Source organism: Halochromatium sp. NSM3 (genome assembly GCF_059621085.1).
This window is the reverse complement of the sequence record NZ_JCAQIA010000012.1, coordinates 1-20,470: the sequence shown is the minus strand read 5'-3', so window position 1 is coordinate 20,470 and position 20,470 is coordinate 1. Positions and strand designations below refer to the sequence as shown.

At 62.6% G+C, this 20,470-nt stretch carries 37 protein-coding genes; all 37 read right to left on the bottom strand.

Annotation, left to right across the window (positions count from 1 at the left end; translation table 11 throughout):
- Positions 1-67: 67 nt before the first annotated feature.
- A complete protein-coding gene (gene tatC / locus AC54T3_RS07035; RefSeq protein ID WP_496623531.1) occupies positions 68-1,324 on the bottom strand; it encodes a twin-arginine translocase subunit TatC in 1,257 nt (418 codons plus the stop codon).
- A gap of 10 nt (positions 1,325-1,334) precedes the next feature.
- Positions 1,335-1,640 carry a Sec-independent protein translocase protein TatB gene (gene tatB, locus AC54T3_RS07030; protein ID WP_496623529.1) on the bottom strand — a complete coding sequence of 102 codons (306 nt, stop codon included), beginning with the start codon at positions 1,638-1,640 and terminating at the stop codon, positions 1,335-1,337.
- 60 nt (positions 1,641-1,700) lie between these two features.
- Positions 1,701-1,973: a twin-arginine translocase TatA/TatE family subunit gene (tatA, locus tag AC54T3_RS07025; RefSeq protein WP_496623528.1), complete on the bottom strand. Its 273-nt coding sequence runs from the start codon at positions 1,971-1,973 to the stop codon at positions 1,701-1,703.
- 174 nt (positions 1,974-2,147) lie between these two features.
- Positions 2,148-2,465 carry a phosphoribosyl-ATP diphosphatase gene (locus AC54T3_RS07020; RefSeq protein WP_496623527.1) on the bottom strand — a complete coding sequence of 106 codons (318 nt, stop codon included), beginning with the start codon at positions 2,463-2,465 and terminating at the stop codon, positions 2,148-2,150.
- 65 nt (positions 2,466-2,530) lie between these two features.
- Complete coding sequence (gene hisA, locus AC54T3_RS07015) at positions 2,531-3,271, bottom strand: 1-(5-phosphoribosyl)-5-[(5-phosphoribosylamino)methylideneamino]imidazole-4-carboxamide isomerase (RefSeq protein ID WP_496623525.1); 741 nt, start codon at positions 3,269-3,271, stop codon at positions 2,531-2,533.
- A 34-nt stretch (positions 3,272-3,305) separates the two neighbouring features.
- A complete protein-coding gene (gene hisB, locus AC54T3_RS07010; protein WP_496623626.1) occupies positions 3,306-3,914 on the bottom strand; it encodes an imidazoleglycerol-phosphate dehydratase HisB in 609 nt (202 codons plus the stop codon).
- Positions 3,915-4,000: 86 nt separating this feature from the next.
- The gene (gene dtd / locus AC54T3_RS07005; RefSeq protein WP_496623523.1) at positions 4,001-4,438 is read right to left on the bottom strand and encodes a D-aminoacyl-tRNA deacylase; all 438 of its coding nucleotides are present in this window, start codon (positions 4,436-4,438) and stop codon (positions 4,001-4,003) included.
- A 31-nt stretch (positions 4,439-4,469) separates the two neighbouring features.
- Positions 4,470-5,411, bottom strand: a complete 942-nt coding sequence (pip, locus tag AC54T3_RS07000) for a prolyl aminopeptidase (RefSeq protein WP_496623522.1) — start codon at positions 5,409-5,411, stop codon at positions 4,470-4,472.
- 81 nt (positions 5,412-5,492) lie between these two features.
- Positions 5,493-6,281, bottom strand: a complete 789-nt coding sequence (locus tag AC54T3_RS06995) for an SAM hydrolase/SAM-dependent halogenase family protein (RefSeq protein WP_496623520.1) — start codon at positions 6,279-6,281, stop codon at positions 5,493-5,495.
- A 91-nt stretch (positions 6,282-6,372) separates the two neighbouring features.
- Positions 6,373-6,762 carry a 50S ribosomal protein L17 gene (rplQ, locus tag AC54T3_RS06990; RefSeq protein WP_496623518.1) on the bottom strand — a complete coding sequence of 130 codons (390 nt, stop codon included), beginning with the start codon at positions 6,760-6,762 and terminating at the stop codon, positions 6,373-6,375.
- Between the two features lie 31 nt (positions 6,763-6,793).
- Positions 6,794-7,810, bottom strand: coding sequence for a DNA-directed RNA polymerase subunit alpha (locus AC54T3_RS06985; RefSeq protein ID WP_496623516.1), 1,017 nt, complete (start codon positions 7,808-7,810; stop codon positions 6,794-6,796).
- 25 nt (positions 7,811-7,835) lie between these two features.
- On the bottom strand, positions 7,836-8,456 hold the full coding sequence (rpsD, locus tag AC54T3_RS06980; RefSeq protein WP_496623515.1) for a 30S ribosomal protein S4: 621 nt from the start codon (positions 8,454-8,456) through the stop codon (positions 7,836-7,838).
- Between the two features lie 13 nt (positions 8,457-8,469).
- Positions 8,470-8,856: a 30S ribosomal protein S11 gene (gene rpsK, locus AC54T3_RS06975; protein WP_201244756.1), complete on the bottom strand. Its 387-nt coding sequence runs from the start codon at positions 8,854-8,856 to the stop codon at positions 8,470-8,472.
- Between the two features lie 81 nt (positions 8,857-8,937).
- Positions 8,938-9,294 carry a 30S ribosomal protein S13 gene (rpsM, locus tag AC54T3_RS06970; RefSeq protein ID WP_496623512.1) on the bottom strand — a complete coding sequence of 119 codons (357 nt, stop codon included), beginning with the start codon at positions 9,292-9,294 and terminating at the stop codon, positions 8,938-8,940.
- Positions 9,295-9,399: 105 nt separating this feature from the next.
- Complete coding sequence (gene rpmJ, locus AC54T3_RS06965) at positions 9,400-9,513, bottom strand: 50S ribosomal protein L36 (protein WP_200344028.1); 114 nt, start codon at positions 9,511-9,513, stop codon at positions 9,400-9,402.
- A gap of 85 nt (positions 9,514-9,598) precedes the next feature.
- Complete coding sequence (secY, locus tag AC54T3_RS06960) at positions 9,599-10,951, bottom strand: preprotein translocase subunit SecY (protein WP_496623510.1); 1,353 nt, start codon at positions 10,949-10,951, stop codon at positions 9,599-9,601.
- A 47-nt stretch (positions 10,952-10,998) separates the two neighbouring features.
- Positions 10,999-11,436, bottom strand: coding sequence for a 50S ribosomal protein L15 (gene rplO / locus AC54T3_RS06955; protein ID WP_496623508.1), 438 nt, complete (start codon positions 11,434-11,436; stop codon positions 10,999-11,001).
- Between the two features lies 1 nt (position 11,437).
- Complete coding sequence (rpmD, locus tag AC54T3_RS06950; protein ID WP_496623507.1) at positions 11,438-11,626, bottom strand: 50S ribosomal protein L30; 189 nt, start codon at positions 11,624-11,626, stop codon at positions 11,438-11,440.
- Between the two features lie 9 nt (positions 11,627-11,635).
- A complete protein-coding gene (rpsE, locus tag AC54T3_RS06945; protein WP_496623624.1) occupies positions 11,636-12,142 on the bottom strand; it encodes a 30S ribosomal protein S5 in 507 nt (168 codons plus the stop codon).
- Between the two features lie 10 nt (positions 12,143-12,152).
- Positions 12,153-12,509, bottom strand: a complete 357-nt coding sequence (gene rplR / locus AC54T3_RS06940) for a 50S ribosomal protein L18 (RefSeq protein ID WP_496623505.1) — start codon at positions 12,507-12,509, stop codon at positions 12,153-12,155.
- Between the two features lie 9 nt (positions 12,510-12,518).
- The gene (gene rplF / locus AC54T3_RS06935; RefSeq protein ID WP_496623503.1) at positions 12,519-13,052 is read right to left on the bottom strand and encodes a 50S ribosomal protein L6; all 534 of its coding nucleotides are present in this window, start codon (positions 13,050-13,052) and stop codon (positions 12,519-12,521) included.
- Between the two features lie 11 nt (positions 13,053-13,063).
- Positions 13,064-13,462 carry a 30S ribosomal protein S8 gene (gene rpsH, locus AC54T3_RS06930; RefSeq protein WP_496623502.1) on the bottom strand — a complete coding sequence of 133 codons (399 nt, stop codon included), beginning with the start codon at positions 13,460-13,462 and terminating at the stop codon, positions 13,064-13,066.
- A gap of 220 nt (positions 13,463-13,682) precedes the next feature.
- A complete protein-coding gene (gene rpsN / locus AC54T3_RS06925; RefSeq protein WP_496623501.1) occupies positions 13,683-13,988 on the bottom strand; it encodes a 30S ribosomal protein S14 in 306 nt (101 codons plus the stop codon).
- 15 nt (positions 13,989-14,003) lie between these two features.
- The gene (gene rplE / locus AC54T3_RS06920; RefSeq protein ID WP_496623499.1) at positions 14,004-14,543 is read right to left on the bottom strand and encodes a 50S ribosomal protein L5; all 540 of its coding nucleotides are present in this window, start codon (positions 14,541-14,543) and stop codon (positions 14,004-14,006) included.
- Between the two features lie 4 nt (positions 14,544-14,547).
- Positions 14,548-14,865, bottom strand: a complete 318-nt coding sequence (gene rplX, locus AC54T3_RS06915; RefSeq protein ID WP_201244767.1) for a 50S ribosomal protein L24 — start codon at positions 14,863-14,865, stop codon at positions 14,548-14,550.
- Positions 14,866-14,936: 71 nt separating this feature from the next.
- Positions 14,937-15,305, bottom strand: coding sequence for a 50S ribosomal protein L14 (gene rplN / locus AC54T3_RS06910; protein WP_496623497.1), 369 nt, complete (start codon positions 15,303-15,305; stop codon positions 14,937-14,939).
- An 87-nt stretch (positions 15,306-15,392) separates the two neighbouring features.
- Entirely contained in the window at positions 15,393-15,653 is a 261-nt protein-coding gene (gene rpsQ / locus AC54T3_RS06905) for a 30S ribosomal protein S17 (protein ID WP_496623495.1), read from the bottom strand.
- Positions 15,650-15,859, bottom strand: coding sequence for a 50S ribosomal protein L29 (rpmC, locus tag AC54T3_RS06900; RefSeq protein ID WP_496623494.1), 210 nt, complete (start codon positions 15,857-15,859; stop codon positions 15,650-15,652). The genes rpsQ and rpmC overlap by 4 nt, the downstream gene beginning before the upstream one ends.
- A complete protein-coding gene (gene rplP / locus AC54T3_RS06895; protein WP_496623492.1) occupies positions 15,859-16,272 on the bottom strand; it encodes a 50S ribosomal protein L16 in 414 nt (137 codons plus the stop codon). The genes rpmC and rplP overlap by 1 nt, the downstream gene beginning before the upstream one ends.
- A 3-nt stretch (positions 16,273-16,275) precedes the next feature.
- Positions 16,276-16,950 carry a 30S ribosomal protein S3 gene (gene rpsC, locus AC54T3_RS06890; protein ID WP_496623491.1) on the bottom strand — a complete coding sequence of 225 codons (675 nt, stop codon included), beginning with the start codon at positions 16,948-16,950 and terminating at the stop codon, positions 16,276-16,278.
- A 3-nt stretch (positions 16,951-16,953) separates the two neighbouring features.
- Entirely contained in the window at positions 16,954-17,298 is a 345-nt protein-coding gene (gene rplV, locus AC54T3_RS06885; RefSeq protein WP_496623489.1) for a 50S ribosomal protein L22, read from the bottom strand.
- 10 nt (positions 17,299-17,308) lie between these two features.
- The gene (rpsS, locus tag AC54T3_RS06880) at positions 17,309-17,587 is read right to left on the bottom strand and encodes a 30S ribosomal protein S19 (protein ID WP_200343995.1); all 279 of its coding nucleotides are present in this window, start codon (positions 17,585-17,587) and stop codon (positions 17,309-17,311) included.
- Between the two features lie 21 nt (positions 17,588-17,608).
- On the bottom strand, positions 17,609-18,436 hold the full coding sequence (gene rplB, locus AC54T3_RS06875) for a 50S ribosomal protein L2 (RefSeq protein WP_496623488.1): 828 nt from the start codon (positions 18,434-18,436) through the stop codon (positions 17,609-17,611).
- An 82-nt stretch (positions 18,437-18,518) separates the two neighbouring features.
- Positions 18,519-18,815, bottom strand: coding sequence for a 50S ribosomal protein L23 (gene rplW, locus AC54T3_RS06870; RefSeq protein ID WP_496623623.1), 297 nt, complete (start codon positions 18,813-18,815; stop codon positions 18,519-18,521).
- Positions 18,816-18,823: 8 nt separating this feature from the next.
- Positions 18,824-19,432, bottom strand: a complete 609-nt coding sequence (gene rplD / locus AC54T3_RS06865; RefSeq protein WP_496623486.1) for a 50S ribosomal protein L4 — start codon at positions 19,430-19,432, stop codon at positions 18,824-18,826.
- A gap of 2 nt (positions 19,433-19,434) precedes the next feature.
- Positions 19,435-20,088, bottom strand: a complete 654-nt coding sequence (gene rplC / locus AC54T3_RS06860) for a 50S ribosomal protein L3 (protein ID WP_496623484.1) — start codon at positions 20,086-20,088, stop codon at positions 19,435-19,437.
- A gap of 10 nt (positions 20,089-20,098) precedes the next feature.
- Positions 20,099-20,410, bottom strand: coding sequence for a 30S ribosomal protein S10 (gene rpsJ, locus AC54T3_RS06855; RefSeq protein ID WP_200343988.1), 312 nt, complete (start codon positions 20,408-20,410; stop codon positions 20,099-20,101).
- Positions 20,411-20,470 lie beyond the last annotated feature (60 nt).

The window sequence follows — 20,470 nt, the reverse complement described above, 5'->3', positions numbered from 1 at the left end:
TCTTCGGCGCGGACTGCCGAGGGCGCGGGCCAGAACCCTGTCCAGCAAGCGAACGTCAACGGCTCGTTCACTGGTCCAGATCGACGAGGATATTGCGAGCGACCGCGCGTTGGTCAGCGTTGCCTTCCTCGAGCACCCGATAGAGCAGCTGCTTGGCATGGGCAACCTCACCCGATGCCCGAAGCTGGTTCGCCTTGCGGATCAGGGTCTCGATCAGCGCGACCTGAGCCGACTCATCGGTGGCGCTTGGTGCTGAGTTGGGCGCTGACTTGGCCCCCGGCTTGTGCGCCAAGACCTCGAGTTCCTCGGCCTCGATGGCGTCGAGTTCAGCCTCCATCTCCTCATCGGTCATGGGTCGATAGCGCCCTGACTCGTTGCGATCGCCGCCATCGAGTTCACTGCCAACCGGGGTCGACGAAGCGCCCCGCGACGAGCCGTCAAGCATCGCTGACTGAGTAGGCGACTGGGCAGCCGCCGGAGACGCAGGGCCGCTCGGCCCAGCATCGTCGGGCATCTCTGCAGGGTCACCGCCACCGTCATCACCATCGTCTAGCCGGGGCTGAACGAAGCGCGAGAAGAAGATACCAGCCTCGAACAACAGCCACATCGGCAACGCCAACAGGGTCTGGCTGATCACATCCGGTGGCGTCAGCAACATGCCGGCGACGAAGACACCGACGATCACATAGGGACGCTTAAGCCGCAGTGCCGCAGGCGTGGTCGCGCCAATCGCGACCAGCAGAATGGTCGCAATGGGGATCTCGAAGGCAATGCCGAAGGCGAAGAATAGCTTCAGCACGAACTCGAGATAGAACTCGATATCGGGCATCTGCGCGACGCCTTCGGGCGTCACCGCCGAGAAGAAGCCGAACACCAGCGGAAACACCGCGTAGTACGCGAACAACATCCCGAGGTAGAACAGGACGATGCTGGAACTGACCAGCGGCAGCGCTAAGCGCTTCTCGTGGGTGTAAAGGCCCGGCGCGACGAAACCCCAGAACTGATAGAGCAGATACGGCATCGCGACGAAGACCGCGACCACCAAGGCCAGTTTGAACGGGGTCAGGAAAGGCGAGGCAACCTGAGTCGCGATCATCTGCGAGCCAACCGGCAACTGCGCGCGGATCGGCTCGGCAACGAAGGTGTAAAGATCGTTCGCAAACGGAAACAGGACCAGGAACACCAGCAGGATGGCAATGACCATCCGGATCAGGCGATCGCGCAGCTCGACTAGATGCGAGATGAACGGCTGCTCAGCACCCAAGCCGTCGGGCTCCGAGGGGGTCTGCTGCTTTGGGGTTCCTTGCGGAGCGGGAGCGGTCATCCGGCGTGACTCATGGACGATCCTTGGAACCTTCGCCAGGAGATGACGCCGATGGCTTTGATCTCGAGCGCGAGCCCCTGCCCTCTTCGAGGAGGCTCTCCAGCGGATTGCTTTCGGCCTGTTTGCGCAGGATCTCTTTCAGCTCGTCGGCCTTGATCTCGCGGTCGATCTCTTCCTTGACCGAGGAGAAGGCACGCCGCGCCCGACCGACCCAGAGCCCAGCGGTGCGCGCCAATGTCGGCAGCCGCTCGGGCCCAACGACGATCAGCGCGACCACGCTGATGACTAGCAGCTCCAATGCGCCTATATCGAACATCTGATCCGCCTCGCTCCAGCCTGTTCAGCCGCTCGATTGCTCAGCCCGCCATCGCGCATCTCAGACCTTGGTCTTGTCCGCTGGCTTGCCCGAGGCGGGGTCGGCCGTCGACCCGGTCGACTCGGACGCCTGCTCTGACTTGGCCGCGTCGAGCCGTTTCGGGTCTTCGTCTTCTTCAGCCGCTTTATCCGCGTCCGTCATCGCCGAACGGAAGCCTTTGACCGCGTTGCCGAGGTCCGAGCCGATGCTCTTCAATCGCTTGGTGCCGAACAGCAGCACGACGATCAAGAGGATGATCAACAGTTGCCAAATACCAATTCCACCGACGCCCATCGAAACCTCCAGGACAAGCCTTGATGTCACCCGTAGTGGGTAAGCTTAAGTGTTCGTTTTCCCAACAATCAGGCAGCCGCCGCGCGAACGCGGCTCCGCGAGCCGTGACCCGCGACTATACCGCATGCCCAAGTCGCAGTGCATACATGCCGGCAGCAATGTCAACAGCAACGCCTAATCCGGGCGCGCGGCCTTCTCGGTGAGCCCCGAGAGGCCGAAGCGCCGATCGAGTTCTGCAAGCACCGCATCCGGATGCAGCCCCTGATCCGCCATCAACACCAGCGAGTGGAACCAGAGATCAGCCAGCTCGTAGACCAGCTTCTCCGGGTCGCCATCCTTGGCGGCCATCACGGTTTCCGTCGCCTCCTCGCCGATCTTCTTGAGGATCGCATCGAGCCCCTTGCCATAGAGCTTGGCGACATAGGAGGTGCTGGGATCAGCCCCCTTGCGCGCCTCTAACACCTCGGAGAGCCGATTCAGGACATCGGACACGTGACTAAACTCCCGTGATCTGTGATCGACAGCTGGTGATCCAAGCGGACGCCGAAGCAGAGGCTTCATGCCTTGGCGGCGCCCGCTGCCACGCGCTGTCCCTCGGCGAAATCCAGCGTGCCTTCATAGATGGCACGGCCGGTGATGGCACCGATGATGCCCGGCTCGGCAACCGCCGCCAAGGCCCGCAGATCATCGAGATGGGTGATGCCGCCAGAGGCGATGACCGGGATGCGGATGGCGTCGGCAAGGGCGCGGGTCGCCTCGATATTGGGGCCGGTGAGCATGCCATCGCGACCGATGTCGGTGTAGACGATGGCCTCGACGCCGTCGTGCTCGAAACGCCGCGAGAGGGCCTCGACGCGGTGCTCGGTGACCTCGGCCCAGCCATTGATTGCCACCTGCCCGTCCTTCGCATCCAGCCCGACGATGATATGCCCCGGAAAGGCGGCGCAGGCGCGGGCGACGAGTTCCGGCTGCTTGACCGCCTGGGTGCCGATGATGCACCAGTGCACCCCGGCCTCGAGATAGGCGCCGATAGTCTGTTCATCGCGAATGCCGCCGCCGACCTGGATCGGCAGATCGGGAAAGGCGGCGGCGATGGCGCGGATGGCATCGCCATTGACCGGCTCGCCGGCGAAGGCGCCGTTGAGGTCGACCAGATGCAGCCGTTTGGCGCCCGCCGCGACCCAGCGCCCGGCGACTGCGACCGGATCATCGGCGAAGACGGTCTCGTCCTCCATCCGCCCCTGGCGCAGGCGCACGCAGCGGCCGTCCTTGAGGTCGATTGCGGGAATCAGCAGCATCGAAGGCCCTCCAGCGGGCGATTGAGGTGAATGGTCAGAGACTGCCCTTAGTCGATGGGGTGATGCCCGCCATGCGCGGGTCGGGCTCCACCGCCATACGCAATGCGCGACCAAACGCCTTGAACACGGTCTCGGCCTGATGATGCGCATTGATGCCCCGCAGGTTATCGATCTGCACGGTCATCGCCGCATGGTTGACCAGGCCCTGAAAGAATTCGCGCAGCAGGTCGACATCGAAGCCACCGATCAGGGCGCGGGTATAGGGCACCTCATAGGTCAGCATCGGCCGGCCGGAGAGGTCGATCACGACCCGCGACAGGGCCTCGTCCAAGGGCACATAGGCATGACCATAGCGACGGATACCAGCCTTGTCGCCCAGGGCTGCGGCGAGTGCCTGGCCAAGCGTGATCCCAACATCCTCGACCGTGTGATGCGCATCAATGTGCAGATCGCCCGTGGCTTGCACATCGAGATCGATCAGTCCATGGCGGGCGATCTGGTCGAGCATGTGCTCGAGAAAGGGCACACCGGTCTCAAAGCGCGTGCGCCCGCTGCCGTCTAGATCGAGCTTGACGCGCACCTGGGTCTCGAGCGTCTTGCGCTCGATCTCGGCAGTGCGATGAGTGGAGGTCTCAGTGGCCATCATGGGATGTCGGTGCAGGGTTTCGCTCAGCTCAGGGTCTCGATCAGCGGCTCGCGCGCAAGCCAGCCGCACAGTATAAACAGGACTCAGGTCTCGAGCCAGAAGGTGACCGGTCCGTCGTTGGTCAGGCTCACCTGCATCTCGGCGCCGAAGCGACCGCTGGCCACCGGTGCATGGCGCTCGCGCGCGCGTTCGAGCAGCAGGTCGAACAAGTGCTTCCCGGTCTCGGGGGCGGCCGCACTGGTGAAGCTCGCGCGGGTGCCCTTCTTGGTATCGGCGGCCAGAGTGAACTGAGGCACCAGCAACAGCCCGCCACCGATGTCGACCAGACTGCGGTTCATGCGCCCGCTCTGATCGGGAAAGACCCGATAGCCGAGCAGGCGTTCCAGCAGGCGCTGCGCACGCGCCTCGTCGTCACCCTGTTGTACGCCGACCAAGACCAGCAGTCCGGTCTCGATGGCGCCGACCATCTCCCCGTCGACATGCACCCGGGCCGAGCTGACCCGTTGCAATAAGCCGATCATCGCCGCCCCTCGGGGTTCGATCGCGGTAGGCTCAATGGAGTTCCGCAGCCAGACGATCGGTTGCGGCCACCAACGCTTGCGCGATCCCGGGCTCGAACGCGGCGTGGCCGGCATCATTGATGATCTGGAGCGAGGCGCTCGGCCAGGCCGCAGCCAGCTCCCAGGCCGAGCGCAGCGGACAGATCAGGTCATAACGACCATGCACGATGACGCCCGGGATATCGCGCAGGCGCGAGGCCTCGTCACGCAGCTGATGCGGACGCAAGAAGGCCTGATGGACGAAATAATGGCATTCGATCCGCGCCAGGCTCAAGGCGAGCCGCTCATCGCTGAAAGCGCTGCGGATCGTCTTATCCGGCAACAGGGTCGCGCAGCGCCCCTCCCAGATCGACCAGGCCTTGGCGGCGGTCAGCCGGGTGGCCGGGTCGTCTCCGGTCAGGCGTCGATGATAGGCACTGAGGAGGTCATCCTGCTCGTGCGCCGGGATCGGTGCCAGAAAATCGCCCCAGTGGTCTGGGAAGATCCAGTTCGCGCCCTGTTGGTAGAACCAGGCGATCTCCTCGGGGCGACAGAGGAAGATGCCGCGCAGCACCAGCGCGCTGACGCGCTCGGGATGGGTCTCAGCGTAGGCCAAGGCCAGCGTCGAGCCCCAAGAGCCACCAAACACCAGCCAGCGCTCGAGACCTAGATGCTCGCGGATGCGCTCCAGGTCGGCGACCAGATCCCAGGTGCTGTTGTGCTCGAGGCTCGCGTGCGGTGTCGAGCGCCCGCAGCCGCGCTGATCGAAGAGGATGATGCGATAGCGTTTGGGATCGAAGAAACGCCGATGCGAGGGCCCACAACCGGCGCCCGGCCCACCGTGCAGAAACACCGCCGGCATGCCGTTGGGATTGCCGCACTGCTCGAGATAGAGTTCATGGCCCTCGCCAACCGCGAGGCGTTCCGAGGCAAAGGGTTCGATGGGGGGATACAAGGGGCTTCGGCGTCTCCGCGCAATCGGGGCGTTCAGTGTTGGAAATAGGGTCGCGACACGGATTTCAAGGCGCCGCCGGTTTCAAGGTGCTGCTGCCGGAGGCGGCCGGCTGGAGATCGGATCGCCGAACCCAAGACCCAGGCAGTGATCGGCCCGCCCCTGATTCACGGCCAGTTCGACCAGGTCGAAGGCGTTGCGATACCAAAAGGCCTCGCCTACCGCGACATCGGCGAAGGTCCGCGCCGAGTTCAACGCATGTGTGCCGGCTTGCACCTCGGCATCGGCCGCAAGGCGATCGGCAGGCAGACCGGTGATCAGATTGCCAAAGGCGTCCACATAGCAGATGCGAGCGCAATCGGTGGGCCAGTCGGCGCCGACCAGTTGGCTCGCCGCGACAGGCTCGGCCTCCAGCCATTCCCCCGCGACCAGCCGCGCCGCTGCGGGCACGAACAGATCACGGCCATGAAAGGTCGCCGATAGCTGGGCTGGGCGCCAGTGCAGGCGGAAGATCTGCGCACTCGGATGAGCGCGCAACAGCGGCATCAGTAGACCATTATCCGGTGCCAACCACCAACCATGCGCCGCGCATTGCGCGATGATGAGCCCGCGATCGGTGCCCACCCCCGGATCGACCACGCAGGTGTAGAGCGTCGTTGATGGCATGCCACGGGCCAGGCCGGGCAGCAGATAGGCGGCCAGCTCCGGGCGGCAGGCTGGCAGATCGGAGATCAGCTCGATCACGGGCACTGCCGGCGCCAGCTCGGTCAAGCGCAGCCGCATCTGGCCGACATAGGGACCGGCGCCAAAATCGGTCAGCAGGGCGATGCGCGTGGGGTGATTTAGCTGTTGCCCCGGCCGTTGTTCTGGCATCAGGCAAATCCCAAAACGCAAACGGCCGGGTTGAACCCGGCCGTTTCAGCGCAAGACACAGGCATCACCCAGCGTCTTAAAGGGTCTCGACTCAATCGTCATCCTCGCCCGATGTCTCGTCGATGGGACGATCGACCAGCTCGACATAGGCCATCGGCGCCGCATCGCCGGCGCGGAAGCCGCACTTGAGGATGCGCAGGTAACCGCCGGGACGCTCGCTGTAGCGCGGGCCGAGTTCGGTGAAGAGCTTGCCGACGGCCTCCTTATCACGCAGCCGGGCGAAGGCCAGGCGACGATGATGGACCGAATCTTCCTTCGCCAAGGTGATCAAGGGCTCGGCCACGCGGCGCAGCTCCTTGGCCTTCGGCAGCGTCGTCTTGATCAGCTCATGTCGGAACAGCGAGCCCGCCATGTTGCGGAACATCGCCTCGCGGTGAGTGCTATTCCGGTTGAGTTTTCTTCCAGCTTTTAGATGTCGCATTGTTCTGTTCCGATCGGTAATGTTCCGGTCGCTACTTGACCATCAACTCTTCGATGTTCTCGGGCGGCCAATTCTCTAGGCGCATGCCGAGCGATAAGCCGCGGGTGGCCAAGACATCCTTGATTTCGGTGAGCGACTTCTTGCCCAGGTTGGGCGTCTTCAGAAGCTCGACCTCGGTGCGCTGGATCAGATCACCGATCAGATAGATGTTCTCGGCCTTGAGGCAATTCGCCGAACGGACCGTCAGCTCCAGCTCGTCGACCGGACGCACTAGGATCGGATCATAAGCCGGTTCGCTCGGACGCTCTTCACTACCGAGACTATCGGTTGGCCCAGTCTGGTCCAAATCGACAAAGCTGCCGAGCTGGTCACGCAGGATGGTCGCCGCGCGCTGTACCGCGTCCTTGGCATCGAGCGTCCCATCCGTCTCGATATCGATCACTAACCGGTCGAGATCGGTCCGCTGCTCGACGCGCGCCGCCTCGACATCGATCGCGACGCGCAACACCGGACTGAAGGTCGCGTCGAGCGGCAGCTTGCCGATCGGACGCTCCTCGGCGCCATTCGCCTCGCGCACACTCGCCGGCTCATAGCCGCGTCCGCGGCGCACGGTCAGCGACATGCTCAGCTCGCTCTTGCCGGTGAGGTTGGCGATCACCAGATCGGGATTGGCGATCTCGGCCGTGTGATCGATCTTGATATCGCCGGCGGTCACGGCACCAGGACCCACCTTGCTGAGGGTAAAGGTGCCCTCATCGCGCCCATGCAGGCGGATCGCGAGCTGTTTCAGGTTCAGCAGGATCTCAAGCACATCCTGCTGAACACCTTCGATCGTGGTGTACTCATGCAGGATGCCCTGGATCTCGACCTCGGTGACGGCGAAGCCATCCATCGAGGACAACAGGATTCGCCGAAGCGCGTTGCCGAGCGTATGCCCGAAGCCGCGCTCGAAAGGCTCGAGCGAGACCTTGGCGCGATTCGGACTGCCGGCGACGGGATCGACCTTGACGATGCGCGGCTTGAGAAAGCCGCCTGCGACGTCTGACATAAAAAACTCCCTCGGCGGCGTTGCGTTACTTGGAGTACAACTCGACGATCAGCGACTCGTTGATATCCGACGGCAGATCGACCCGATCCGGAACCCGCTTGAAGACCCCTTTCGCAGACTTGCTGTCGACCTCGATCCACTCCGCGAAGCCATTCGACTCGGCCAAGGCCAGCGCATTCTGCACGCGCACCTGCTTCTTGGCCTTTTCCCGGACCTCGATCTCGTCGTCGACCGCAACCTGATAGGACGGGATCGACAACACCTTGCCGTTGACCAACACGCCTTTGTGACCCACCAACTGCCGGGCCTCGGCGCGGGTGGCACCAAAGCCCATCCGATACACCACATTATCGAGCCGACGCTCGAGCAGCTGCAGCAGGTTTTCGCCGGTCGCGCCCTTGCGGCGCGCGGCCTCGGCATAGTAATTGCGGAACTGTTTCTCCATCACCCCATAGGTGCGACGGACCTTCTGCTTTTCGCGCAACTGCAGGCCGTAATCGGACAGCCGGCGGCGTCGATCTGCGGCCTGTCCAGGCTGTTTTTCCAGATTGCACTTGGTCTCGAGCGCGCGCGCGCGGCTCTTGAGACCAAGATCGACGCCTTCGCGGCGTGCCAGCTTGCAGGTGGGACCAATGTATCTCGCCATGTTCTCTGCCCCGTTAGACGCGCCGCTTCTTCGGCGGTCGGCAACCGTTGTGTGGGATCGGTGTCACGTCGGTGATGCTCGCGACCTTGAAGCCCGCGTTGTTCAACGCGCGCACCGCAGATTCGCGGCCCGGCCCCGGACCCTTGACGTGGACATCGAGGTTGACGACGCCGAACTCCTTCGCGGCCTGGCCGGCGCGCGTCGCGGCCACCTGGGCCGCGAACGGCGTGCTCTTGCGCGAGCCACGGAAACCGGAGCCGCCGGAGGTCGCCCAGGTCAGGGCATTACCCTGCCGATCGGTGATGGTGATGATGGTGTTATTGAACGAGGCGTGGACATGGGCCACGCCGTCCGCCACCTGTTTCTTAACTTTTTTGCGCGTGCGCAGCTGCTTAGCCACTGTAATCTGTCTCCGAGCGGAAAAGGCGTTCCCTGCCGCCGGCGCGTTCCCGCGCCAGTCGGTCAGAGGCCCTAGACGGGTTTAACGACGAACCGGGCGCCGCGGTCCCTTGCGTGTACGCGCGTTGGTGCGCGTGCGCTGACCGCGAAGCGGAAGGCCGCGCCGATGGCGAATCCCCCGGTTGCAGCCTAGGTCCATCAGACGCTTGATATTCATCGACACCTCACGCCGGAGATCACCCTCGACCGAGTATTTGCCAATCTCGGTGCGAAGACGCTCGATCTCGTCCTCGGATAGCGTGCGGATAGGCGCGGTGGTCGGCACCTGTGCGGCCTCGCAGATCGCGGCAGCCCGAGTCCGCCCGATCCCGTAGATCGATGTCAAGGCAATGACCGCGTGTTTTCGGTCTGGAATGTTGACTCCGGCGATTCGAGCCATGCGCGTTGCGCTCCTGAGCGTTCGGTTCTTTTAGAAGAAAAAGTGTAAACAGGGCAGTATAGCACTGCGCGCTTTCAGATGAAAGCAGCAACGCAAGCGCACACCTCAGCCCTGGCGTTGTTTGTGTCGCGGATCCTTACAGATCACGCGAATCGTGCCATTGCGACGGATGGTCTTGCAGTGGCGGCAGATCTTTTTGACAGATGCTCTTACCTTCATGGTTCTCTCCGTTTTCGATGGAGGGTCGCGGCCTCAATCGCTCAAGTGAGACGAGCGCTTCGCCGCGCCGCGCCCAATAGTCTTGTTATCGCGTTAGCCCCGCTCCGGGCGCCTTCAGATTGGCCTTCTTCATCAGGCCCTCGTACTGATGGGACATCAGATGCGCCTGGACCTGGGCCATGAAGTCCATCACCACCACCACGACGATCAGCAGCGAGGTGCCGCCGAAGTAGAACGGCACGTTCCAACCGACGATCAGGAACTCGGGCAGCAGACAGACGGCGGTGATGTAAAGCGCGCCAGCTGCCGTGAGCCGCGTCATGACCGAATCGATGTAGCGCGCGGTCTGTTCTCCGGGGCGAATACCCGGGATGAAGGCGCCCGAGCGCTTCAGATTATCAGCCGTATCCTTGGCGTTGAAGACCAAGGCGGTATAGAAGAAACAGAAAAAGATGATCGCGGTGGCGTAGAAGAGCACATAGACCGGCTCACCAGGCGAGAGTTTGCTCGTCAGATCCGCCAGCCAGCGCATGTTCTCGGACTGCCCGAACCACTGTCCGAGCGTGCCCGGAAAGAGGATGATGCTCGAGGCGAAGATCGGCGGAATCACGCCCGCCATATTCAGCTTCAGCGGCAGATGCGTGCTCTGCGCCGCGAGCATGCGCCGTCCCTGTTGGCGTCGCGCATAGTTGACGGTAATCCGCCGCTGCCCGCGCTCGACGAAGACCACGAACGCGGTGACTGCGAGGGCCAGCGCGAAGAGCACCAGCACGGCGAGCGCGTTCATCTCACCGGTGCGCACCAGCTCCAGGGTGCCGCCGACGGCGGCCGGCAGGCCCGCGACGATACCGGCGAAGATGATCAGCGAGATGCCATTACCTATACCGCGCTCGGTGATCTGCTCGCCAAGCCACATCAGGAACATGGTGCCGGTCACCAACGACACCGCTGCGGTGAAAACAAAGCCGAAGCCCTGCTGGACCACCAAGGCGGAGCCTCCGGCGGTCTGACCCTGCAGCGCGATCGAGATACCGATCGCCTGAAAGGTCGCCAAGACCACGGTGCCATAGCGCGTGTATTGGGTGATCTTGCGGCGGCCGGCCTCACCCTCCTTCTTCAACTGCTCGAGCTGCGGGATGACCGCCGACATCAGCTGCATGATGATGCTCGCCGAGATGTACGGCATGATCCCCAGCGCGAGGATGCTCGCCCGCTCCAAGGCACCGCCCGAGAACATGTTGAACATGTCCAGGATCGAGCCCTGGTTTTGGTCGAAGATAACGGCCAACGCCTCGGGATTGACTCCCGGCACCGGTATGAAGGTGCCGATCCGGTAGACGAGCAGTGCACCGAGCACGAACAGCAGCCGCTGTCGCAACTCGGTGAGCCGCCCCATGCCACCGAGCGACTGCATCATCGATGCCGTGTTCTTCGCCATCTTCGCGCCCCTTGATCTATCGGTTGAGCTGTCGGTTGAGCGATCGTTTAGCTGTCGCTGACCGATCCGCCGGCCGCTTCAATCGCGGCACGCGCGCCAGCGCTGACCCGCAGACCCTTGACCTGATAAGCGCGATCGACCTCACCGGATTTGATGAGCTTCACCGACGAGATGGCACCACTGACCAACCCGGCGGCGCGCAGGCTCGCCAAGTCGACCTCGGTACCCTCGAGCCGCTTCAGCTCGCCGAGCCGGATCTCATCCTTGCTGATCGCCTTGCGCGAGCGAAAGCCGACCTTGGGCAAACGCCGCTGCAACGGCATCTGGCCGCCTTCGAAGCCCGTCTTATGGAAGCCGCCTGTGCGCGCCTTCTGGCCTTTATGGCCACGACCAGCCGTCTTGCCGAGCCCGCTGCCGATGCCGCGACCGACGCGCTTGGCGTCGGAGCGGCTACCCGGATCGGGTGAAAGAGTATTCAGACGCATCTCAACCGTCCTCCAAAACGCGGACCATGTACTGCACCTTGTTCACCATCCCGCGCGTCGCTGGCGTATCTTCCACCTCGACGATCTGGTGCATGCGCCGCAAGCCGAGGCCGCGGACACAATCCTGGTGCGTCTTCAAGCGCCCGTGCATGCTGCGCACGAGCTGTACCTTCAGCCTGTTCTCCGCCATGTCTTGCTCCTAACCTAGGATCTCATCGACGGTTTTGCCGCGCTTGGCCGCAACCGCCTCGGCGTCGGCCATGCCGGAGAGGCCATTGATCGTCGCCTGAACCACGTTGATGGCGTTATTGGTACCGATGCACTTTGCCAGCACATCCTGCACCCCGACCACCTCGAACACCGCGCGCATCGCACCACCGGCGATGATGCCCGTACCCTCGGAGGCGGGTTGCATGTAGACATGCGCCGCGCCGTGCCGGCCGTTGACCGGATACTGCAGGGTTGAGCCCTTGAGCTTGATATCGACCATGTTCTTGCGCGCGCTCTCCATCGCCTTTTGGATCGCGACCGGGACTTCGCGCGCCTTACCGGTGCCATAGCCGACCCGGCCCTTGCCATCACCAACCACGGTGAGCGCACCGAAGCCGAACACGCGGCCGCCCTTGACGACCTTCGCGACACGGTTGACCGAGATCAGCTTTTCGAGCAGATCGTCGCCTTCGGGCTTGGGGTTGTAATTCGACATCATCGTCTCCTCAGAACTGAAGCCCGTGCTCGCGCGCGGAATCGGCCAGCGCCTTGACGCGGCCGTGATACTTGAACCCGGAGCGGTCAAAGCTGACCTTCTCGACCCCCGCTGAACGCGCACGATCGGCGATCGCTTGGCCGATCTTCGCCGCCGCGCTGATATTGCCGGTGTGACCTTCGCAGGCGGCCTTGAGCTCTTTTTCGACCGTTGAGGCGCATGCGATCACACGATCACCGCCCTCACCGATCACCTGAGCGTAAATGTGGCGCGGCGTGCGATACACGCAGAGCCGATAGCCACCGAGTTCGCGAATCTTAGCCCGGGCGCGCGTCGCGCGCCGCAGCCGCGCATGTTTCTTATCCATCCGCATCACCTATTTCTTCTTGGCTTCTTTACGCAGGACCTGTTCATCCGCGTAACGAACGCCCTTGCCCTTGTACGGTTCCGGCGGACGGAATCCGCGAATCACCGCAGCGACCTGACCGACCTGTTGTTTATCGATGCCGCGCACAACGATCTCGGTTGGCGTCGGCGTTTCGATCTCGATGCCTTCCGGCATCGAGAAGTCGATCGGATGCGAATAACCGAGCGCGAGGTTCAACACCTTGCCCTTGGCTTGCGCACGATAACCCACGCCCACGAGAGTGAGCTTGCGCTCGAAGCCGCTGCTGACGCCGTGCACCATATTGTTCAATAGAGCGCGCGTGGTGCCGACCATCGCCCACTGCTCATCCTCGTCATTCGCGGGACGCGTGGTGACGATGGCGCCATCGATCTCGACCTCGACGAACGGATGCACCGACCACGAGAGTGAGCCCTTCGGCCCTTTGACGGTGACATCGCGACCGGACATCGATACATCGACGCCGCTCGGTACCTTGACGGGTGCTTTCGCTATTCTGGACATGACAACCTCCCTTAGGCCACGTAAGCCAGGATTTCGCCGCCGTGTCCGGCTTGGCGCGCCGCGCGATCGGACATCAAGCCCTGTGAGGTCGAGATGATGACCACACCAAGGCCGCCCCAGACACGAGGCAACTCGTCCTTGCCGCGATAGATGCGCAACCCTGGGCGCGAGACGCGCTTCAGGTACTCGATCACCGGCTTACCGCGGTAATACTTCAGTTTGAGCACCAACTGTGGCCGGGCTTTGTCATCGTCCTCGACGGACACGTCGGCGATGTAGCCTTCATCGCGCAGGAGGTTGGCGATGGCTTGTTTCTTCTTCGAGAGCGGCATCGAGATCGTAATCTTGCCGCGCGCCTGGCCGTTGCGGATGCGCGTCAGCATATCCGCAATGGGATCGGTCATACTCATTAGATTGACTCCAGGGTCAGACCGCCGATGAGAGCGCGATACCCTTTAGGGTTTCTCGGTCCCGCGCGCCTATGGCGAACAGGGTGATCGGACACTCCGATCAAATCCGCCGGCGCATGCCCGTCCCAGCGGATGAGGTTCTCAATGCTAGACCCGACTCGGGAGGTGCCTTGGAGCGACTCCCAAGAGGTCGATCACGCGCGGTTTCACCAACTGGGTTTTACCAGCTGGCCTTGACCACGCCCGGCACGTCGCCGCGCATCACGGCCTCGCGCAGTTTATTGCGTCCGAGGCCAAACTTGCGATAGACCGAATGCGGCCGACCACTAACGCGGCAACGGCGCTGATAGCGCGACGGACTGGCATCGCGCGGCAGCTTTTGCAGAGCCACCACCGCCGCCTCAACCTGCTCCGGATCAGCGCTCCGATCATTGATAACAGCCTTCAACTGCGCACGCCGTTCTGCATAGCGTTGCGCAATCAGTGCACGCTTGCGGTCGCGCGCGATCATGCTCTTTTTCGCCAACCTTGCCTCCGAAAATTAGGTACGAAACGGGAACTGGAAGGTCTCGAGCAATGCGCGCCCTTCCTCATCGGTGCGTGCCGTGGTGGTAATCACCACATCGAGGCCGCGCACGGTATCGATCTTATCGTAGTCGATCTCCGGGAAGATGATCTGCTCGCGCACACCGAGCGAATAGTTGCCGCGCCCGTCGAACGCCTTGGGGCTGAGGCCACGAAAATCCCGCACGCGAGGGATCGCGACATTGATCAGCCGGTCGAGGAATTCGTACATGCGCTCGCGCCGCAGCGTGACCTTGCAGCCGACCGGCCAGCCCTCGCGGATCTTGAACCCAGCGACTGACTTACGCGCATTGGTCACGATCGGCTTCTGGCCCGCGATCTTGGTCAGATCGCCGACCGCAAAATCCATGACCTTCTTGTCCGTCACGGCTTCACCGACGCCCATGTTCAGGGTGATCTTGGTGAGCCGAGGAACCTGCATCACGCTCTTGTAACCAAAGCGCTCGCGCAGCTCGCCGACGTACTTTTCGTGATAAATCGTCTGTAGCCTAGACATAACTTTACCCAACGTCCACGACTTCGCCGTCGGACTTGAAAACACGGACCTTTCTACCGTCCTCGAGGGTCTTGAATCCAACCCGATCGGCGCGTCCAGCTGCGGGGTTGTAGACGCCAACATTCGAGCGATGCAAAGGCATCTCTTTATCGACGATACCGCCGGGGACGCCCTTTTGTGGATTCGGCTTCTGGTGCTTCTTCGCCATGTTGACGTTTTCCACCACGATGCGGTCACCATCCATCTTCAGCACGGTGCCGCGTTTGCCCTTATCCTTGCCGGTGATGACCATCACGTCATCGCCTACCTTGATCTTGTTCATGACTTGAACCTGCCTGCTACCGTTCTGGTGTCGCTCGCAATGCGCACTCCACCGCAACCCGGGTTGTGAATTCAGAGAACCTCGGGTGCCAGCGAGATAATCTTCATGAAGCGCTCGCCGCGCAATTCACGCGTCACGGGCCCGAAAATACGGGTGCCAATGGGCTGCAGTTGATTGTTCAACAGCACCGCCGCATTCCCGTCGAAGCGGATTCGCGAGCCATCCGGGCGCCGCACACCCTGACGCGTACGCACCACAACCGCGTTGTAAACGTCGCCCTTCTTGACCTTGCCACGCGGGATCGCATCCTTCACCGTGACCTTGACCACGTCACCGATGCCCGCATAACGCCGGTGCGATCCGCCAAGCACCTTAATGCACTGCACTGAGCGCGCACCGCTGTTATCGGCGACGCCGAGGCGGGTTTGCATTTGAATCATTGTGTGAACCTACCTTTGCAACTGCTGAGCGGATATCGAGCGAGACCCGGCTCGTGCGTCCAAGTCGACGACCCGCGAGCGCGCGACCTAGCGCGCGCGCTCGACGACCTCGACCAACCGCCAACTCTTGGTTTTCGACAAGGGCCGGCACTGCTCGACGCGCACCCAATCACCCTTATTGCATTCGTTCGCGTCGTCGTGCGCATGCACTTTGGTGGAACGGCGCATGAACTTGCCATACAACGGATGTTTGACCCGGCGCTCGATCACGACGGTAATGGTCTTATCCATCGCGTTACTGATCACCTGGCCGGTGAGGACGCGATTGCTGTCATTCTTCTCACTCATTGACCGATCCCCGCCGAGGGCTTGGTTTGCTCAGTCATTAGGGTCTTGACCCGGGAAATATCACGCCGCACTGCCTTGACCTGCGACGGCCGTGACAGTTGGCCGGTGCGCTGCTGCATGCGCAGATTGAACTGCTCCTTGAGCAGCTCGTGCAAGCGCTTCTGCAGTTCGGCCTGACCGAGTGCGCGGAGTTCTTGAGCCTTCATCAGAGCACCGTCCTCTTCTCAAATCTGGTCTGCATGGGGAGTTTGGCGGCGGCGAGCTGAAAGGCCTCGCGCGCCAACTCCTCGGGGATGCCCTCGATCTCGTAGAGCATGCGTCCGGGCTGGATCAACGCGACCCAATATTCAACGTTGCCCTTACCTTTACCCATGCGGACCTCGAGCGGTTTCTTCGAGACCGGCTTATCCGGGAAGACGCGAATCCAGAGCTTACCGCCGCGCTTGACCTTACGCGTGATCGCACGCCGTGCCGCCTCGATCTGTCTCGCTGTCAGACGACCGCGACCGACTGCCTTGAGGCCGAACTCACCGAACGAGACCTGATTGCCGCTCTGCGCCAGGCCGCGATTATGCCCCTTGTGCTGCTTTCGAAATTTTGTACGCTTTGGCTGCAGCATGGCTCAACCCTTCTTCTCGGTCTTGTCTTTGACGCCGGCGCCCGGGAAGTCCCCAAGAATCTCGCCGCGGAAGACCCATACCTTCACACCGAGGATGCCGTAGGTCGTCCGTGCTTCGGCGAAGCCATAGTCGATGTCGGCGCGCAAGGTGTGCAACGGCACGCGACCCTCGCGATACCACTCGGAGCGCGCGATCTCGGCGCCATTCAAGCGCCCGGCGATATTCACGCGCACACCGCCGGCGCCGGCCCGCATGGTGCCTTGCACCGCGCGTTTCATCGCGCGACGGAACATGATGCGGCGCTCGAGCTGCTGGGCAATGCCCTCGGCAACCAACTGCGCATCGAGCTCAGGCTTACGGATCTCCTCGATGCTGATGTGCACCGGAATCCCCATGCGCTCGGAGACCTCCGCGCGCAGCTTGTCGATATCGCCGCCCTTTTTACCGATGACAACGCCGGGGCGCGCGGTATGGATGGTGATGTGCGCGTTGCGTGCCGGCCGGTTGATCTGGATGCGACTCACCGAGGCGTTGGAGAGCTTCTTCTTCAGAAACTCCCGGACCTCGAGATCGTTGTTCAACAGATCGGGATAATCCTTGGTGCTCGCGTACCAGGTCGAATTCCAATCCTTGACGATGCCGAGCCGAATACCCGTTGGATGTACTTTTTGTCCCATGCCTCAACCCCGACCGTCGCGTTCGGCTACCCGGACACTAATGTGGCTGGTGCGTTTCAAGATCCGCGACGCTCGGCCCTTGGCCCGAGCGCGCAGGCGCTTCATCGTTGGACCCTCGCCCACCTGCACCTCGATGACGTGCAATTGGTCGATGTCCGCTCCGGCGTTATTCTCGGCATTGGCGATCGCGGACTCCAAGAGCTTGCGCAGCATGCGCGCGCCTTTCTTGGTGCTGAACGCCAGATCATTGAGTGCGCGTTCAACGTGCTGTCCGCGAATCTGATCCGCGACCAGCCGCGCTTTCTGCGCCGAGATACGCGCATACTTCAGTGTCGCTGCTGCTTGCATGCCTTATCCCCTAGCGCTTCTTGGCCTTGCGGTCCGCCGCGTGACCGCGGAAGGTCCGGGTCAGCGCGAATTCGCCGAGCTTGTGGCCAATCATGTTCTCATTGATCAACACCGGCACATGCTGGCGACCGTTGTAGACGGCGATGGTCAGACCGACCATCTCCGGCAATATCATCGAGCGGCGCGACCAGGTCTTGATCGGCCGTTTACTATTCTGGGCCACCGCATCCTCGACCTTTTTGGCCAAGTGATGATCGATGAACGGGCCCTTGCGGATCGAACGTGCCACGTGATCGCTCCTCGCGTTGTCTTACTTGCGCCGACGACGACGTACGATCATGCCGTCCGTACGCTTGTTGTTTCGAGTCTTATGGCCCTTGGTCGGTAGTCCCCAGGGGCTCACCGGGTGACGACCACCCGAGGTGCGGCCTTCACCACCACCGTGCGGGTGATCCACCGGATTCATGACGACGCCACGCACCGTCGGACGCACGCCGCGCCAACGCGAGGCACCCGCCTTACCAAGCTTGCGCAGGCTATGCTCGCCATTGCCGACGACACCAACCACGGCACGGCAGTCGGCATGCACCTTGCGCATCTCGCCGGAACGCAGCCGCAAGGTCGCGGAGTCACCTTCGCGCGCGACCAGCTGCACCGAGGCCCCTGCCGCCCGAGCCAACTGCGCGCCCTTGCCGGGACGCATCTCGATGCAATGCACTTCGGTACCGACCGGGATATTGCGCAGCGGCAAGCAGTTGCCCGCCGAGATCGGCGCCGTCTCCGAGGCCACCACGGTCGCGCCTTGGCTCAGACCCTTGGGTGCGATAATGTAGGCGCGCTCGCCATCGGCGTACTTGAGCAGGGCGATGTTGGCGCTGCGGTTCGGATCGTATTCGATCCGCTCCACGACAGCCGGCACCTCTTTCTTGCGGCGCTTGAAATCGACCAGCCGATAGCGCTGCTTATGACCGCCACCACGATGCCGCACCGAGATACGGCCCTGATTGTTACGACCACCGGTCTTCGACTTCTTCGAGAGCAATGCCTCGTGTGGCTCACCCTTGTGCAGCCCGGTCCCGGTAATCTTGACGACAAACCGCCGGCCAGGCGATGTCGGATTTGTTTTCACGATAGCCATTGTTTGTTATCCGTGTCGTTGATGGGCCTTAACAGGTGCCGCCGTGCGCGCGCATCACGCGCCGTCGCTCGAGTTCAGCCGATCAGGCACCGCCCCCAAAGTCGATATCATTGCCGGACGCGAGGCGCACATAGGCCTTACGCCAGCCAGGTCGTTTGCCAAGCCGTGCCCCAAAGCGCTTCGCCTTGCCTTTGACGTTGAGCACTTGCACCGAGTCCACCTTGACCTCGAACAGCAGTTCGACGGCCTGGCCGATCTCGCGCTTGGTCGCGGTTGGCTCGACCTTGAACACGTATTGCGCGGACTGGTCGGCGGCGAGCGAGGCCTTCTCGGAGATGATCGGCCCAAGCAGCACCTTCATCAGTCGTTCTTGATTGATGCCGGCATTCATGACAGACGCTCCTCGAGACGACGCAACGCCGCCTCGGTGACGATCAGATGTTCGGCTGCGACCAGGCTGACCGGATCCACACTGGTGGCCGTATCGACCCAGACGCCCGGCAGATTGCGGGCTCCCAGTGCCAGGTTGTCCTCAACCTCATCGACCAGGATCAGTGCGCGCTCGAGGCCGAACTCAGCCAGCTTCGCGCGGACCTCTTTGGTCTTCGGCGTGCTGATGCTCAGCTCCGAGACCAGAATCAGGCGCTCGGCGCGGATCAGCTCCGAGAGGATCGAGCGCACCGCGCCACGATACATCTTGCGATTCACCTTCTGCTCGTAGCTGCGCGGTTGGGCCGCGAAGGTCACGCCGCCGCTGCGCCACAATGGGCTGCGGCTGGTACCGGCTCGCGCACGGCCAGTCCCCTTCTGCCGATACGGCTTAGCCCCGCCACCGCTCACCGCAGCACGGTTTTTTTGCGCCTTGGTTCCGGAACGTGCACCGGCCAGATAGGCCGTGACGACTTGATGCACAAGTCCCGGCTTGTAGTCGACACCGAAGACCAGGTCGGCAACCTGGACCGACGACGACTCGGCGTTGCGAATAGCCAGCTCCATGATTAACCCTTCCGATTCTTCTGTTTCACCGAGGGCACCACGAACAGACGCCCACCGGCTGGACCCGGCACACCGCCGCGGATCAGCAAGAGATTGCGATCAACGTCGACCCGAATCACCTCGAGATTTTGCTGACAGCGATTCACGTTACCCATCTGGCCGGCCATCTTCTTGCCCTTGACCACGCGTCCTGGGGTCTGGCATTGGCCAATCGAGCCCGGAGCACGATGCGACAACGAGTTGCCGTGGGTGCTGTCCTGACCGCGAAAATGATGGCGCCGGATGGTGCCGGTAAAACCGCGCCCCTTGGTGACGCCGCGCACATCGACCTTTTGTCCAACCTCGAACAGCGAAACCGTCAGCTCGCCGCCGTCGCTCAGGTCTTCGCCCACGCCGGCGTCGCGACGGAATTCGCGCAGCGTCAAGCCCGGCGCGCCGCCCGCCGTCGCGAAATGCCCAGCCATCGGCTCGGTCACCCGCGTCTGACGGCGGCGCCCCGTGGTCACCTGAATCGCACGGTAACCATCTCGCTCCTCAGTCTTATTTTGAGTCACGTGGTTCGGCTGCACCTCGATCACGGTGACAGGAACAGAGCGACCGTCGTCACTGAAGATACGGGTCATACCGGCTTTACGGCCGATCACACCAATGGCCATCGTCTTAACCTCAGCTCAGTTTGATCTGTACGTCGACGCCGGCAGCCAGGTCGAGCTTCATCAGGGCGTCGACCGTCTTGTCGGTCGGATCGACGATATCCATCAGCCGCTTATGCGTGCGGAGCTCATACTGATCGCGTGCGTCCTTGTTGACGTGTGGCGAGATCAATACGGTGTAACGCTCATGCCGCGAGGGCAGCGGCACGGGGCCACGCACCTGCGCGCCTGTGCGCTTTGCCGTATCCACGATCTCGCGCGCGGACTGATCGATCAGTCGGTGATCGAACGCCTTAAGTCGAATGCGTATGCGTTGGCTTGCCATGGTGATTACTCAATCACCTTGGCGACGACGCCAGCACCGACGGTGCGGCCACCTTCGCGC